At 42.0% G+C, this 14,581-nt stretch carries 15 protein-coding genes and 1 other annotated feature; all 15 genes read left to right on the top strand.

Annotated elements, in window-relative coordinates; translation table 11 throughout:
- Nucleotides 1-5 precede the first annotated feature (5 nt).
- The 15 genes from clpC (at nt 6) to secE (ending at nt 14,578) form a co-directional block, all read left to right on the top strand.
- Nucleotides 6-2,447: an ATP-dependent protease ATP-binding subunit ClpC gene (gene clpC / locus ACDZ29_RS11090; protein WP_289323316.1), complete on the top strand. Its 2,442-nt coding sequence runs from the start codon at nt 6-8 to the stop codon at nt 2,445-2,447.
- 200 nt (nt 2,448-2,647) lie between these two features.
- Nucleotides 2,648-4,036: a DNA repair protein RadA gene (gene radA / locus ACDZ29_RS11095; RefSeq protein ID WP_375090841.1), complete on the top strand. Its 1,389-nt coding sequence runs from the start codon at nt 2,648-2,650 to the stop codon at nt 4,034-4,036.
- A gap of 2 nt (nt 4,037-4,038) precedes the next feature.
- Nucleotides 4,039-5,112, top strand: coding sequence for a DNA integrity scanning diadenylate cyclase DisA (gene disA, locus ACDZ29_RS11100; RefSeq protein ID WP_289318632.1), 1,074 nt, complete (start codon nt 4,039-4,041; stop codon nt 5,110-5,112).
- 226 nt (nt 5,113-5,338) lie between these two features.
- Nucleotides 5,339-6,418 carry a PIN/TRAM domain-containing protein gene (locus ACDZ29_RS11105; RefSeq protein ID WP_289323318.1) on the top strand — a complete coding sequence of 360 codons (1,080 nt, stop codon included), beginning with the start codon at nt 5,339-5,341 and terminating at the stop codon, nt 6,416-6,418.
- Between the two features lie 21 nt (nt 6,419-6,439).
- A complete protein-coding gene (gene ispD / locus ACDZ29_RS11110) occupies nt 6,440-7,129 on the top strand; it encodes a 2-C-methyl-D-erythritol 4-phosphate cytidylyltransferase (protein ID WP_375090842.1) in 690 nt (229 codons plus the stop codon).
- Between the two features lie 14 nt (nt 7,130-7,143).
- Nucleotides 7,144-7,623: a 2-C-methyl-D-erythritol 2,4-cyclodiphosphate synthase gene (ispF, locus tag ACDZ29_RS11115; RefSeq protein WP_095395284.1), complete on the top strand. Its 480-nt coding sequence runs from the start codon at nt 7,144-7,146 to the stop codon at nt 7,621-7,623.
- Between the two features lie 89 nt (nt 7,624-7,712).
- Nucleotides 7,713-9,170, top strand: a complete 1,458-nt coding sequence (gene gltX, locus ACDZ29_RS11120; RefSeq protein WP_289323321.1) for a glutamate--tRNA ligase — start codon at nt 7,713-7,715, stop codon at nt 9,168-9,170.
- Between the two features lie 42 nt (nt 9,171-9,212).
- Nucleotides 9,213-9,461: a binding site (T-box leader), on the top strand.
- Between the two features lie 84 nt (nt 9,462-9,545).
- Nucleotides 9,546-10,196 (top strand): serine O-acetyltransferase, encoded by a 651-nt coding sequence (gene cysE / locus ACDZ29_RS11125; protein ID WP_289323322.1) that lies wholly within the window; start codon nt 9,546-9,548, stop codon nt 10,194-10,196.
- Between the two features lies 1 nt (nt 10,197).
- Nucleotides 10,198-11,595, top strand: a complete 1,398-nt coding sequence (cysS, locus tag ACDZ29_RS11130; RefSeq protein ID WP_289323323.1) for a cysteine--tRNA ligase — start codon at nt 10,198-10,200, stop codon at nt 11,593-11,595.
- A gap of 3 nt (nt 11,596-11,598) precedes the next feature.
- On the top strand, nt 11,599-12,021 hold the full coding sequence (locus ACDZ29_RS11135; RefSeq protein ID WP_375090843.1) for a Mini-ribonuclease 3: 423 nt from the start codon (nt 11,599-11,601) through the stop codon (nt 12,019-12,021).
- Nucleotides 12,018-12,761, top strand: a complete 744-nt coding sequence (gene rlmB, locus ACDZ29_RS11140) for a 23S rRNA (guanosine(2251)-2'-O)-methyltransferase RlmB (RefSeq protein ID WP_375090844.1) — start codon at nt 12,018-12,020, stop codon at nt 12,759-12,761. Before ACDZ29_RS11135 ends, rlmB begins: the two co-directional genes overlap by 4 nt.
- A 4-nt stretch (nt 12,762-12,765) precedes the next feature.
- Nucleotides 12,766-13,275, top strand: coding sequence for an NYN domain-containing protein (locus ACDZ29_RS11145; protein WP_289323325.1), 510 nt, complete (start codon nt 12,766-12,768; stop codon nt 13,273-13,275).
- Nucleotides 13,276-13,360: 85 nt separating this feature from the next.
- Nucleotides 13,361-13,993: an RNA polymerase sporulation sigma factor SigH gene (sigH, locus tag ACDZ29_RS11150; RefSeq protein WP_094246690.1), complete on the top strand. Its 633-nt coding sequence runs from the start codon at nt 13,361-13,363 to the stop codon at nt 13,991-13,993.
- Nucleotides 13,994-14,194: 201 nt separating this feature from the next.
- The gene (rpmG, locus tag ACDZ29_RS11155; protein WP_289323326.1) at nt 14,195-14,344 is read left to right on the top strand and encodes a 50S ribosomal protein L33; all 150 of its coding nucleotides are present in this window, start codon (nt 14,195-14,197) and stop codon (nt 14,342-14,344) included.
- A gap of 51 nt (nt 14,345-14,395) precedes the next feature.
- Complete coding sequence (gene secE, locus ACDZ29_RS11160) at nt 14,396-14,578, top strand: preprotein translocase subunit SecE (RefSeq protein ID WP_214751063.1); 183 nt, start codon at nt 14,396-14,398, stop codon at nt 14,576-14,578.
- Nucleotides 14,579-14,581: the final 3 nt, after the last annotated feature.

Raw genomic sequence — 14,581 nt, forward strand, 5'->3', positions numbered from 1 at the left:
TCCCTATGATGTTTGGTCGTTTTACTGAAAGAGCCCAGAAAGTATTAGCATTAGCCCAAGAAGAGGCAATCCGTTTAGGTCATAACAATATTGGCACGGAACATATTTTACTGGGCCTGGTCCGAGAAGGTGATGGCATTGCAGCCAAAGCGTTATATGCTCTTGGATTGGGACCGGATAAGATTCAGAAAGAAGTGGAAAATTTAATTGGCCGTGGACAGGATACGGCTCAAACGATACATTATACCCCAAGAGCTAAGAAAGTCATTGAGCTTTCCATGGATGAGGCGAGAAAATTAGGTCATTCATATGTTGGAACAGAGCATGTACTTCTTGGTCTGATACGAGAAGGGGAAGGTGTAGCCGCCCGCGTGTTGAATAATCTGGGAGTAAGTTTAAATAAAGCCCGACAACAGGTATTACAACTTTTGGGCAGCAATGAATCAGGTGGTCATCAAGGTTCAGCTGCTTCAAATGCTAGCACACCGACACTGGATGGCCTTGCCCGTGATTTAACGGCGATTGCCCGGGAAGGAAGCTTGGATCCCGTTATCGGAAGAAGTAAGGAAATACAGCGTGTCATTGAGGTATTAAGCCGTCGTACAAAAAATAACCCAGTATTAATCGGTGAACCTGGGGTAGGTAAAACAGCCATTGCTGAAGGGCTTGCCCAACAGATCATCAATAATGAGGTACCTGAAATTTTACGAGATAAACGCGTAATGACCCTAGATATGGGTACTGTTGTGGCAGGTACTAAATATCGGGGTGAATTCGAGGACCGATTGAAGAAAGTGATGGATGAAATTCGTCAGGCGGGTAATATCATCTTATTCATCGATGAATTGCACACATTGATTGGTGCAGGCGGTGCAGAAGGCGCAATCGATGCCTCCAATATCCTTAAACCATCATTGGCGCGTGGTGAATTACAATGTATCGGTGCTACCACTTTGGATGAGTACCGTAAGTATATTGAAAAAGATGCTGCGCTTGAACGTCGTTTCCAGCCAATCCAAGTAGATGAACCGACCATGAAAGAATCCATTCAAATTCTCAAGGGTTTGCGTGACCGTTATGAAGCCCATCACCGTGTCTCGATTACTGACGAAGCGATTGATGCCGCAGTCAAATTATCCGACCGTTATATTTCCGATCGCTTTTTACCGGACAAAGCGATTGACTTGATTGATGAAGCTGGATCCAAGGTCAGGTTACGTTCATACACAACGCCACCAAACTTAAAGGAACTTGAAGTGAAGCTAGATGATGTTCGTAAGGAAAAGGATGCTTCCGTTCAGAGCCAGGAATTTGAAAAAGCTGCTTCGCTTCGCGATACAGAACAACGCTTAAGAGAACAATTGGAAGAAACGAAAAAGACTTGGAAAGAAAAACAAGGGCAAGAGAACAGTGAAGTGACTGTGGATGATATTGCGCACGTCGTATCCAGCTGGACGGGAGTTCCAGTCACTAAACTGGCGCAAACAGAGTCAGATAAACTGCTTAATATGGAATCAATCCTCCACGATCGCGTAATTGGGCAGGAAGAGGCCGTCATTGCGGTTTCTAAAGCAGTACGACGCGCAAGAGCAGGTTTGAAAGATCCTAAACGTCCAATTGGTTCATTCATCTTCTTGGGACCTACAGGGGTCGGTAAAACCGAGCTTGCCCGTGCTTTAGCTGAATCCATTTTTGGTGATGAAGATGCTATGATCCGTATAGATATGTCCGAATATATGGAGAAACATTCGACTTCACGTCTTGTTGGATCCCCTCCAGGATATGTTGGATACGAAGAAGGCGGACAGTTAACGGAAAAAGTGCGGAGGAAACCATATTCAGTCGTTCTGCTTGATGAAATAGAAAAGGCCCATCCAGATGTCTTCAATATTCTTCTTCAAGTTTTGGAAGATGGAAGACTGACAGATTCCAAGGGGCGTACTGTCGATTTCAGGAATACCATTCTGATTATGACATCGAATGTAGGGGCATCTGCCTTAAAAATTGATAAGTATGTCGGCTTTAACATCCAGGATACCGGCCAGGATTACAAAAATATGAAAGGGAAAGTGATGGAAGAACTCAAACGAGCATTCCGTCCGGAATTCCTGAATCGTATTGATGAAACTATCGTGTTCCACTCATTAGAGAAGGATCATTTAAAACAAATCGTCACATTAATGTCAAATCAGCTTACTACCCGTTTGAAAGAACAGGAAATATACTTGGAACTGACAGATGCTGCTAGAGAAAAAATTGCTACGGAAGGTTTCGATCCTGAATATGGGGCACGACCAATCCGCAGGGCGCTTCAGAAGCATGTAGAAGATTATCTTTCCGAGGAGTTGCTTAAGGGTAACGTGAAAAAAGGGCAAACGGTCGTGATGGATGTCGTGAATAATGAGTTTGCAATCCGACAAGGTGAGCCTGTTAATGTAAGTGAATAACCTGATTCTAAACTTCGAGGTACACGGCAGATTTTTTTGCAGTGTACCTCTGTTTTTTATCCATAGGTAAAAATGAGTATAAGTTGGACAATGTAGAGTGATTATTTTTTTTAAAAAACTTAGCCTTAAGAAGGTTTAAATAAAACAGAGATATAATATCCTTAAAATAGGTATTTTTTCCAAAGAAAGAGGAGTAATTTATGGCTGTAAAGAAGAAAACCAAATTTATGTGTCAGTCTTGTGGATATGAATCCGCGAAATGGATGGGGAAATGCCCAGGTTGCGGTGAATGGAACAAAATGGTCGAGGAAACTGAAATCGTTAAACCTGCTAGAAAAGGTGCTTTTACCCATTCCGAGGTTAGTGGTTCCGGGGAAAGGGAAAAGGCAGCGCCCATAACTACTATTCAATCAGAAAAAGAACCACGGATTAAGACGGATTTAATGGAATTGAATCGTGCTCTTGGGGGCGGGATCGTACAGGGGTCACTTGTATTGATCGGAGGCGATCCGGGTATAGGTAAATCGACTCTACTTTTGCAGGTATCCTCCCAATTGGCACATAAACAGAAAAAAGTGCTTTATATATCAGGTGAAGAGTCAGTCAAGCAAACCAAATTGAGAGCGGACCGGCTTGGGACCATGTCAGAAAATCTATTCGTCTATGCTGAAACCGATATGGACTATATCCAACAGGCGATTACAGAGGTAAAACCGGATTTGGTCATTATTGACTCCATTCAAACGGTGTACCATTCGGAGGTTACATCTGCCCCGGGAAGCGTTTCACAAGTTAGGGAATGCACAGCCTCACTCATGCGCATTGCTAAAACGAATGGGATTGCGATCTTTATCGTCGGACACGTTACAAAAGAAGGGGCCATTGCAGGGCCACGGCTGCTTGAGCATATGGTAGACACCGTTTTATATTTCGAAGGTGAAAGACACCATACATATCGAATCATACGTGCTGTCAAAAACCGATTTGGTTCGACGAATGAGATGGGTATATTTGAAATGAAAGAACATGGTTTGGAAGAGGTCGCGAATCCATCGGAAATTTTCCTTGAAGAACGGTCTCAAGGAGCTTCGGGTTCCACAGTAGTCGCATCCATGGAAGGAACAAGGCCGGTGCTTGTTGAAATTCAAGCATTGATTTCACCTACTAGTTTTGGCAATCCAAGGCGAATGGCCACAGGGATAGACCACAATCGAGTTTCGCTCTTAATGGCTGTTCTGGAAAAGAGAGTGGGCTTGCTGCTCCAAAACCAAGATGCGTATTTAAAGGTTGCTGGTGGTGTCAAGCTGGATGAACCGGCAATTGATCTCGCCGTCGCAATCAGCATTGCCTCTAGTTTCCGTGATAAACCAACAAACCCTACCGATTGCATCATTGGTGAAGTGGGGCTGACTGGGGAGGTAAGAAGAGTGTCAAGAATTGAACAAAGGGTGCAAGAAGCAGCAAAACTAGGGTTTGAGCGGGTGATCATACCGGCTAATAATATAGGGGGATGGACCGCGCCAAAAGGTATTAAGATCGTTGGTGTTTCATCGGTCTCGGAGGCTCTTCAACAATCGTTAGGGGGGTAAGTATGACAGATAAAAAAGGGTATGAGAAAACAAAATTGGAGATTCTGCAAATTGTAGCTCCAGGTACCCCGCTTCGAGAGGGTATTGAAAATGTCCTGAGGGCAAATACGGGTGGTTTGATAGTGGTTGGATATAACGAGAAGGTTCGAACTATCGTAGATGGCGGCTTCGAAATCAACTGTAGCTGTACCCCAAGTACATTGTATGAGCTGGCGAAGATGGACGGGGCCATCATTTTAAATGAAAAAGCCGATACGATCATTTTCGCAAATGCCCAATTAGTGCCGGATAACAGTACACCTTCCACTGAAACGGGAATGCGGCATCGGACAGCGGAACGTGTAGCAAGGGAGACCAAGTCGTTGGTCGTCGCAATATCACAACGCCGGAATGTCATCACTTTATATCAAGGCAATTTCCGGTATGCCCTCAAAGATATAGGGGTCATACTTGCTAAGGCTAATTTAGCCATTCAAACCTTGGAAAAATACAAGGTGGTCCTACAGCAGAGCATATCAGTATTAGGAGCATTAGAGTTTGAGGAAATCGTGACCTATGCCGATCTTTTGCAGGTATTGCACCGTTATGTAATGGTACTCAGAATCAAGGCGGAGCTACTTACTTACCTTAATGAGCTTGGTACGGAAGGAAGATTGATCCGTCTGCAAATGAATGAAATCCTGGCAGATATTGAAACGGAAGGAAAGTGGCTTATCAAGGACTATATTTCCAGTAATGATGAAAAACCAGAGGATATCATTTTTCGGCTTCAAGAGTTGGCCATGCAGGAAAAATTGGACGAAAGCATACTTCTAAAGGTGCTGGGCTACCACGGATACATACATCTTGATGAGTCAGTACATCCCCGTGGTTACCGTATTCTTCATAAGATTCCACGCTTGCCGGGTTTGATTATCGAAAATTTAGTGAAACAGTTCGGAAGCTTTAGCGAAGTCAATAAAGCAACAGTTCAAAACCTTGACGATGTAGAGGGTATTGGCGAAGTCCGTGCCAATAAAATTAAAGAAGGACTCCGCATTTTAAAAAATCAGTTGGTCACAAATAGAAGGATGTAAGGTGCAGCTGGCCTTCAAAATTTCCCTGGATTAGCTTGAAATTGATTAGTGTTTATTTTTGACACTCAAAACTCAGGGTGCTAGGCTAATATTACGAAAAAGAGAAGGAGTCATATTAGTAAATCCACTAATTCCTTAAGTGAATTTCACGTATATAATGAAAACGAATTTTCGAAGGTTTCATTTTATTTTATTGGTCAATAATGAGTAGAGGGAGGTGAAAGGGATGTTAAAACGCATTATACAAGCATGCTTCTTAATAGTCGGCGGAACACTTGGTATGTTACTTATTCCAGAATTATTAATTGTTTTACATGCAGACGATATTGCTTTAATAAACAATCCTTATGTAAGTGTACTGTTGGGTGCCATTATCTTTTATCTTATTACTTTTTGGGCAGTAGATCATGTGATCTATTTTATGAAGTGGCTGGAGGAACAGCTTGTTAAGATACCGATTACGGACATAATCTTTGGCAGCGTCGGTCTTTTAGTGGGGCTGCTTGCGGCGTTCTTGGTTGGTTCAGCCTTCAGTGCCATCAAGGTGGTTCCTATCATCCTTACGCTTTTATTTGGTTATCTTGGTTTCCAGGTGGGCTTTAAAAAACGTGATGAACTATTGAGTTTATTTACGAAAAGTAATAAGAAAAAGAATACTGATGGTGAAGTAAGTGAAGAGGACGAAGAGGGGTATAGCAAGCGGCTGAAGATTCTCGATACAAGCGTCATCATTGACGGTAGAATTGCGGATATCTGTCAGACAGGCTTTCTGGAGGGTACCATAGTCATCCCTCAATTCGTATTAAACGAACTACAGCACATTGCTGATTCATCTGATGCATTGAAAAGGAATCGTGGAAGACGTGGTTTGGATATCCTGAATCGGATTCAAAAAGACCTTCCGATTAAAGTGGAGATGTACGAGGGAGATTTTGAAGACATCCAGGAAGTGGATAGTAAACTTGTGAAGCTTGCCAAAATATCGGGCGGAATGGTCGTTACCAATGATTTCAATTTAAACAAAGTATGCGAGTTTCAAAATGTGGCGGTCCTTAATATCAATGACCTTGCCAATGCCGTAAAACCTGTTGTACTTCCTGGGGAAGAGATGAATGTTCAGGTCATTAAGGACGGGAAAGAGCAGAATCAGGGCATTGCTTATTTAGACGATGGTACAATGATCGTTGTAGAAGGTGGTCGTGACCATATTGGGAAACGAATCGATGTACTTGTCACAAGTGTACTGCAAACCTCTGCAGGACGTATGATATTCGCTAAACCGAAACTATTAGAAAAAGCATTATAAAGAAGAGTAGGAGAAACCGTTATGTTTTATGAAGTAGTGATACCTGCAGCTGGACAAGGAAAAAGAATGAAGGCGGGCAAGAATAAACTTTTTATTGAACTATCGGGTATCCCGATTATTGTTTATACACTTCGTGTCTTTGAAGAAGATCCTGACTGCCGGGGGATTATCCTTTCAATAAACCCGGCAGAAAAGGATTATTTCAGTCAATTGATAGCAACGTATGGGCTTAAAAAGGTCAAGAAACTCGTCATGGGTGGCAAGGAGCGCCAACAAAGCGTTTATAATGGGCTGCAACATGCTGGGGAAGAAATCATTCTGGTCCACGACGGGGCTCGCCCTTTTATCAATCCAGGGCAAATCAGAGAATTGACTACCGCAGCTTCCCTTCATGGAGGTGCTGTCATTGCAGTGCCCGTAAAGGATACGATTAAAAAAGTTACTGATAAAAAGGTATTGGAAACGGTGGAACGATCAAGCTTGTGGGCGGTGCAAACTCCACAAGCTTTTCGTGTATCCATATTAAAAAGGGCGTATGAACAGGCAGAGGCTGAAGCTTTTTTAGGGACGGACGATGCAAGTTTGCTAGAACGGATCAATGAACAGGTAGTTATTATTGAGGGCAATTATGATAATATTAAAATTACGACTCAGGAAGACCGATATTTTGCAGAAGCGATTTTACATAAACAACAACATGGAAAACGATGATTGGGGAGAATGATATGTTTCGAATTGGACAAGGATATGACGTTCATCAGCTTGTAGAGGGTAGACCCTTGATTATTGGCGGAATTACGATTCCGCATGAGAAAGGTTTGTTAGGTCATTCGGATGCGGATGTCCTTTTGCATACTGTTGCTGATGCCTGCTTGGGGGCAATCGGTGCAGGGGATATCGGTAAGCATTTTCCGGATACCGATCCTGAATTTAAAGATGCCGATTCGGCAAAGCTGTTGCAGTATATTTGGGCGATTGTAAAAAAAGAAGGATATTCTTTAGGTAATGCGGACTGTACAATCATTGCACAAAGCCCGAAAATGGCACCGTATATTGAGGAAATGCGAGGCAGGATTGCAGAACTTTTAGATGCCTCGATAGATAGAATTAATGTAAAGGCGACCACTACAGAGAAACTTGGATTTACAGGCAGAAGCGAAGGAATCGCTGCACAGGCTGTTGTCTTATTGGTTAAATCAAACTAATTTGTTTTTAGAGTGGATGCCTTTAACCAAATGTATATAAATGATAAAATAAACAATAGAAAAGAACGACTGGGAGGTCTATATATATCATGAGCAGTGATATTCGAGTTCGCTATGCACCGAGTCCGACTGGACATTTACATATAGGTAATGCACGGACGGCTTTATTTAATTATTTATACGCACGAAACAAAGGCGGGAAATTCATCATCCGGATTGAAGATACCGACCAAAAGAGAAATATTGAAGGTGGAGAGGAAAGTCAGCTTAAATATTTGAAATGGCTTGGTATGGACTGGGATGAAGGTGTGGATGTTGGCGGTGAATACGGGCCATATCGTCAATCAGAAAGGAACGACCTTTATCAGGAATTGTATCAAGAGCTTTTAGATAAGGGTTTGGCATATAAATGCTATTGTACGGAAGAAGAGCTTGAAGCAGAGCGTGAAGGACAGGTCGAACGGAATGAGACGCCAAAATATTCAGGGAAGTGCAGGCATTTAACTGAAGAAGAGCAAAGTGAACTAGTGGCTGAAGGACGAAAACCTAGCATTCGCTTTGCCGTTCCAGCGGGGAAAGTCCTTACTTTCAAAGATATGGTCAAGGATGACGTTTCGTTTGAAACAGATGGTTTTGGTGATTTTGTTATCGTTAAAAAAGATGGCATACCGACCTATAACTTTGCAGTGGCAGTCGATGATCACTTGATGAAGATTTCCCATGTCCTTCGCGGTGATGATCATATCTCCAATACTCCGAAACAATTGATGATTTATGAAGCATTCGGCTGGGAACCGCCGGTATTCGGACATATGACGCTAATTGTAAACGAAAGCAGGAAGAAACTGAGTAAACGTGATGAATCGATCATTCAATTCATTGAGCAATATGAAGAGCTTGGTTATGTACCTGAGGCTTTATTCAATTTCATTACATTATTAGGATGGTCTCCGGTCGGGGAGGAAGAGATTTTCACGAAAGAAGAGTTCATTAATCTTTTCGATGCTGCTCGGTTGTCTAAATCACCTGCACTTTTCGATAAGCAAAAGCTTACATGGATGAATAACCAATACGTGAAGCAATTGGACGTAAATCGTGCAGTGGAATTGTCAATGCCTCACTTAATTAAAGCTGGGAAGGTCTCAGAAACACTAACCGCTGAAGAAGAAGAGTGGGTACATGGCCTTGTTTCCCTTTTTCAAGAGCAGATGAGCTATGGAGCGGAAATAGTTGAGCTATCTGAACTGTTTTTCAAGGATGAGGTCGAGTTTGAGCCAGAAGCTAAGGAAGTATTGGCAGAAGAACAGGTACCGGAAGTCATGGAAGCTTTCCTTCAGGAAATCGAAGGGCTTGCAGAATTTAATGCGGATGAAATCAAGAAGTCGATTAAAGCGGTACAAAAAAGCACAGGGCATAAAGGGAAAAAATTATTCATGCCGATAAGGGCGGCCGTCACGGGTCAAACACATGGTCCTGACTTGCCTAAGGCCATTTCATTACTGGGCAAAGAAAAAATTAAACAGCGTATTCAGAGTATTTTATATTAACAATTTGTCAAAAATGTAATATAGTATTTAATAATCTTACAAAAGAACGCGTAGATGGGGAGAAGTAAGTAAACGAAGCTTTTTAGAGAGAACCATAACCTGCTGAAAGTGGTTCAAGCCTCTCGTTTTCTGAAATGCACCCTTGAGTCCTTTGCTGAACTAACCTATAGTAGGCACAGGCGGAATGTCCTCCGTTACAGGGATTAAAGTTGGGGATGAAAAAACAGGGGAAAGCTTTACCTGCTTCGTATATTCCAAACAGAGTGGAACCGCGCTTAAAGCGTCTCTGTCTATTTGGACAGAGACGCTTTTTTATATGCATTAAAAGCTTCAAAAGGGGATGTAGGAAAAGGACGGAACATAGGGGGAATCATTTTGTTAAAGATGTTTAAAGAGGATATCGAAGTGGTTTTTGATCAAGATCCTGCTGCGCGCAGTTATGTGGAAGTCATTTTGACGTATGCAGGTTTACATGCGATTTGGAGTCATAGGATGGCTCACGCGCTATTCAAGAAGAAGTTCTTTTTCCTAGCGAGAAGTATATCTCAAATCAGCCGGTTTTTCACCGGAATTGAAATTCATCCAGGAGCTACCATTGGCCGTCGTTTCTTCATTGACCATGGAATGGGAATCGTCATTGGCGAAACTTGTGAGATTGGTGACAATGTATCTGTCTTTCAAGGTGTAACCCTTGGGGGGACAGGAAAGGAAAAGGGAAAACGTCATCCTACGATAAAGGATAATGTGTTGATTGCTACAGGAGCAAAAGTGCTGGGTTCCATCACTGTTGGGGAAAACTCAAAAATCGGTGCAGGATCGGTCGTTTTAAAGGAAGTGCCACCTAATTCTACAGTGGTGGGAATTCCAGGTAAAGTAGTCATTCAAGATGGTATCAAAATCAACAAAGACCTAAATCATTGTGATCTTCCTGATCCAATCGCTGATCGCTTTAAGGAATTGGATAGTGAACTCAGGGCCTTAAGAGCGAAGCTGGCTGAACAAAAGCAGGAAGAAAGGAGTCTATAATATGGCGATTAAAATATATAACACAGCTACAAGAAAAAAGGAAACCTTCGTCCCGATTGAAGAGGGAAAGGTGAAGATGTATGTATGCGGACCCACTGTCTATAATTACATTCATATTGGTAATGCACGACCGGCAATCGTATTCGATACCGTTCGTAGGTATTTGGACTACCGTGGATATGATGTGCAATTCGTTTCGAACTTTACGGATGTGGATGATAAGCTGATTCGCGCGGCAAAAGAATTGGGCGAAGATGTCCCGACAATATCAGAGCGTTTCATCAAGGCTTATTTTGAAGATGTGTCCGCATTGGGCTGCAAAAAAGCGGATGCTCACCCAACCGTAATGGAGAACATGGATGCAATCATTGAATTCATCTCGGCATTGATTGAAAAAGGATTTGCTTATGAATCTGAAGGGGATGTGTATTACCGTACCCGTAAGTTTGAGGGGTATGGAAAACTTTCACATCAGTCCATCGATGAGCTGCGAGTAGGGGCCCGTATTGAAATAGGTGAGAAAAAACAAGATTCCCTTGATTTTGCCCTTTGGAAGACGGCCAAGGATGATGAAATATCTTGGGAGAGCCCATGGGGAAAAGGGCGTCCTGGCTGGCATATAGAATGCTCCGCAATGGTCAAAAAGTATTTGGGCGATACAATCGATATTCATGCAGGAGGTCAAGATCTAGCTTTCCCGCATCATGAAAATGAAATTGCACAATCCGAAGCTTTGACAGGTAAGACCTTTGCGAATTATTGGATGCATAACGGGTATATAAATATTGAGAATGAAAAAATGTCTAAGTCATTAGGCAATTTCGTTCTTGTGCATGACATCATTCAGAAGCATGATCCACAAGTGTTACGCTTCTTTATGTTATCCGTACATTACCGTCATCCCATCAATTATAGTGAAGAAGTGCTTGAAAATGTAAAAGCGTCCCTTGATCGGTTAAGGACATCTTATCAAAACTTAAAGCATCGCCTTCAGGTAAGCGACGGATTGACTGAGAATAATGATATTTGGTTGGAGAAGCTTAATGGATTACATGAACAATTCATTAAGGAAATGGACGATGATTTCAACACAGCTAATGCAATATCCATACTCTTCGAACTTTCCAAACAGGCAAATTATTACTTGATGGAGAAAAACACAGACAAGGAAGTCATTGATGCTTTCCTTGAAAAATTCAATACCTTATTTTCTGTCCTAGGTTTGTCACTTGAAGAAGATGGGCTTTTGGATGAAGAAATCGAAGGTTTGATCCAGCAGAGAATTCAAGCGCGGAAAGACCGCAATTTTGGGTTATCTGATGAAATTCGTGATCGTTTGAAAAACATGAATATCATATTAGAGGATACCCCTCAAGGTACAAGATGGAAAAGAGGGTAATTAATGCTTCATTACGATAGTAACGTAGATGCAAAAATGCTGAACAGTTTGGCTTTAGCTTATATAGGTGATGCTGTATACGAAACGTATATCCGGCATCATCTCATTCAAAATGGTGCGGTCAAGCCCAATCTACTTCACAAAAAAGCTACATCTTTTGTAGCGGCTAAAGCTCAAAATAAGATTATCCATTTTTTCCTTGAGTCAGATTGGTTATCGGAAGAGGAATCCGCTGTGGTTCGGCGCGGCCGAAATGCAAAATCCGGTTCGGTCCCGAAGAATACGGATGTGCAAACGTATCGCTACAGTACCGCTTTCGAGGCACTTATAGGATTTTTGTATTTATCCGGTCGAATAGAAAGAATGGAAGAACTAATCAAAAAATCTATTGAATACATTGAAGAAGAAAAGGGGAGTAACCCATGAGCGAAGAATATATCATTGGCAGAAACCCCGTATTGGAAGCTCTTCGCTCCGAACGGGATATTAATAAAATTTGGATAGCCGAAGGCTCGCAAAAAGGCTCGATGCAACCACTTATCGGTCTGGCGAAGGAAAAGAAGGTATTCGTGCAAATCGTGCCGAAGAAAAAAATTGACCAAATGGCAGAAGGCATCCATCAAGGTGTTGTCGCACAAGTGGCTGCATATGAATATGTGGAATTGGATGACCTATTCGCAAAAGCGGCTGAACGGGACGAAGCACCTTTTTTCATGATTCTTGATGAAGTTGAAGATCCGCATAATTTAGGTTCGATTATGAGGACGGCTGATGCAGTCGGTGCCCATGGAATCATCATTCCAAAAAGAAGAGCGGTGGGCTTGACGGCAACAGTTGCGAAAGCTTCAACTGGTGCGATTGAATATATTCCGGTTGCTCGCGTGACAAATTTGGCAAGGGCAGTGGAAGAGTTGAAAGAGCGAGGGGTATGGATAGTGGGTACCGATGCGAAAGGCAGCGATGATTACCGTAACATGGACGGAATGATGCCTATCGGACTTGTTATCGGTAGCGAAGGAAAAGGTATGGCCCGGTTAATGAAGGATAAATGTGATTTTCTCATCCGTCTTCCCATGGCAGGACAGGTAACTTCGTTAAATGCATCGGTAGCAGCCGGTTTATTGATGTATGAGGTTTATAGAAAAAGAAATCCTCTAGGGCAATGATGGGATGAACATTCTGTTGGTGGACGGTTATAACATTATTGGAGCCTGGCCGGAACTGAGAGAATTAAAAGAACGGGATCTTGCTGCTGCAAGAGACCGGTTGATTGAAATGATGGCGGAATATCAAGCATTTACCGGATACCGTGTAATTGTCGTATTTGACGCTCAATATGTTCAGGGGATTGCCCGTATATTCAAAAATCATAAAGTTGATGTAATTTTCACAAAAGAAAATGAAACTGCGGATGAAAGAATAGAAAAGATGGCCATTGAACTGAATAACGTTAAAACGCAAATCCAAGTGGCAACCTCTGACTTTACAGAACAGTGGGTGATCTTTGGCCAAGGGGCTCTAAGGAAATCCGCTCGTGAACTGCTTATTGAAATGAAAGAAATTCAAGGGGAAATCAAGAAAGATGTAAGAAAAACAACGACAATAAAACCCGCGGTTAAAATTCCTTTAAGTGAAGAAGTGGCAGAAATTTTCGAAAAATGGCGCCGAGGTAAAATTTGAACCATTGACGGGTAAATTTTACCTGCTGTATAATATTTCTATCTGAGTCAGGTCAGGGGGATATAATGTGGGTCTCAAATTCGGAATGAAGCTGAACGAAAAGTATCTGCAGTTTGAGGATGATGAATTGATAGGGTTGGTTCACACTGGTGATAGTGAAGCGCTGGATTATTTGATCCAAAAGTATCGTAATTTTGTTAGAGCAAAAGCAAGGACTTATTTCTTAATTGGTGCAGATAAGGAAGACATCGTGCAAGAAGGTATGATTGGTTTATATAAAGCCGTCCGTGATTTTAAAGGGGATAAGTTATCTTCCTTTAAAGCATTTGCAGAACTGTGCATTACGAGGCAGATCATAACAGCTATCAAAACAGCAACACGTCAAAAACATATTCCGCTCAATTCCTATGTTTCCCTGGACAAGCCCATTTATGATGAGGAATCGGACCGAACTCTAATGGATATTATATCGGGTACGAAAGTTTTGGACCCGGAAGAGCTTATCATCAACCAAGAAGAGTTTGACGATATCGAATTAAAGATGGCCGAGCTCCTGAGTGATCTTGAGAGAAAAGTGTTAGCTCTTTACCTGGATGGACAAACCTACCAAGAAATTTCGGAAGAGTTGAACCGACATGTTAAGTCAATCGACAACGCCCTTCAGCGGGTGAAAAGAAAGCTCGAGCGCTATCTGGAAGTAAGGGAAATCAGTTTATAATCCCTCCGCTTTTTCCGCTTAATTTCATCTGTCCCTTCTCCACATGGAAGTTTATTATTCACTGAAATTTTTAATGGGATGTTAAGAAACCAACGGTTTGATTTCCGGTATCCATAATGGGCGAAACCCGCTTTGACATTGACAATAAAAAACAGCCGTGATAAGGTTTTATGGATATAGTAGATAGGATAGGTGTATCTAATGCGAAAAAAAATAGTTCTTGCCTGCACTGATTGCGGTTCAAGAAATTATAGTTATGAAAGCAAACAATCGACAAGCGGAGACCGCCTGGAAATCAAGAAATTTTGCAGCACGTGCAACTCACACTCGATTCATAAAGAAACGAAATAACCGTTTTATAAATAGATTGACAGAAGCTTCTAATGCTTGGAGGATACATTCATGAAACGTTTTACCGAATTTTTCAGCGGAGTCGCTCGCGAAATGCAAAAAGTAAGCTGGCCTAAACGCAAGGAGCTTACCAAATATACAATCGTGGTAGTGACGACTGTATTGTTTATGGCTCTATTCTTTACAGTGGTCGATTTGGGCATTTCCGAATTAATTCGCTTAGTTATTGAATAAGAG

The sequence above is a fragment of the Peribacillus sp. RS7 genome (assembly GCF_041956845.1).
GTDB lineage: Bacteria > Bacillota > Bacilli > Bacillales > DSM-1321 > Peribacillus.

Bases quoted from the DNA above. Each gene is read 5' to 3' on its own strand.
- rpmG (WP_289323326.1), top strand. From the start codon at position 14,195: ATGCGAAAAAAAATAGTTCTTGCCTGCACTGATTGCGGTTCAAGAAAT.
- radA (WP_375090841.1), top strand. From the start codon at position 2,648: ATGGCTGTAAAGAAGAAAACCAAATTTATGTGTCAGTCTTGTGGATAT.
- rlmB (WP_375090844.1), top strand. From the start codon at position 12,018: ATGAGCGAAGAATATATCATTGGCAGAAACCCCGTATTGGAAGCTCTT.
- sigH (WP_094246690.1), top strand. From the start codon at position 13,361: ATGAAGCTGAACGAAAAGTATCTGCAGTTTGAGGATGATGAATTGATA.
- ACDZ29_RS11145 (WP_289323325.1), top strand. From the start codon at position 12,766: ATGAACATTCTGTTGGTGGACGGTTATAACATTATTGGAGCCTGGCCG.
- ispD (WP_375090842.1), top strand. From the start codon at position 6,440: ATGTTTTATGAAGTAGTGATACCTGCAGCTGGACAAGGAAAAAGAATG.
- clpC (WP_289323316.1), top strand. From the start codon at position 6: ATGATGTTTGGTCGTTTTACTGAAAGAGCCCAGAAAGTATTAGCATTA.
- ispF (WP_095395284.1), top strand. From the start codon at position 7,144: ATGTTTCGAATTGGACAAGGATATGACGTTCATCAGCTTGTAGAGGGT.
- ACDZ29_RS11135 (WP_375090843.1), top strand. From the start codon at position 11,599: ATGCTTCATTACGATAGTAACGTAGATGCAAAAATGCTGAACAGTTTG.
- cysS (WP_289323323.1), top strand. From the start codon at position 10,198: ATGGCGATTAAAATATATAACACAGCTACAAGAAAAAAGGAAACCTTC.
- ACDZ29_RS11105 (WP_289323318.1), top strand. From the start codon at position 5,339: ATGTTAAAACGCATTATACAAGCATGCTTCTTAATAGTCGGCGGAACA.
- gltX (WP_289323321.1), top strand. From the start codon at position 7,713: ATGAGCAGTGATATTCGAGTTCGCTATGCACCGAGTCCGACTGGACAT.
- disA (WP_289318632.1), top strand. From the start codon at position 4,039: ATGACAGATAAAAAAGGGTATGAGAAAACAAAATTGGAGATTCTGCAA.
- secE (WP_214751063.1), top strand. From the start codon at position 14,396: ATGAAACGTTTTACCGAATTTTTCAGCGGAGTCGCTCGCGAAATGCAA.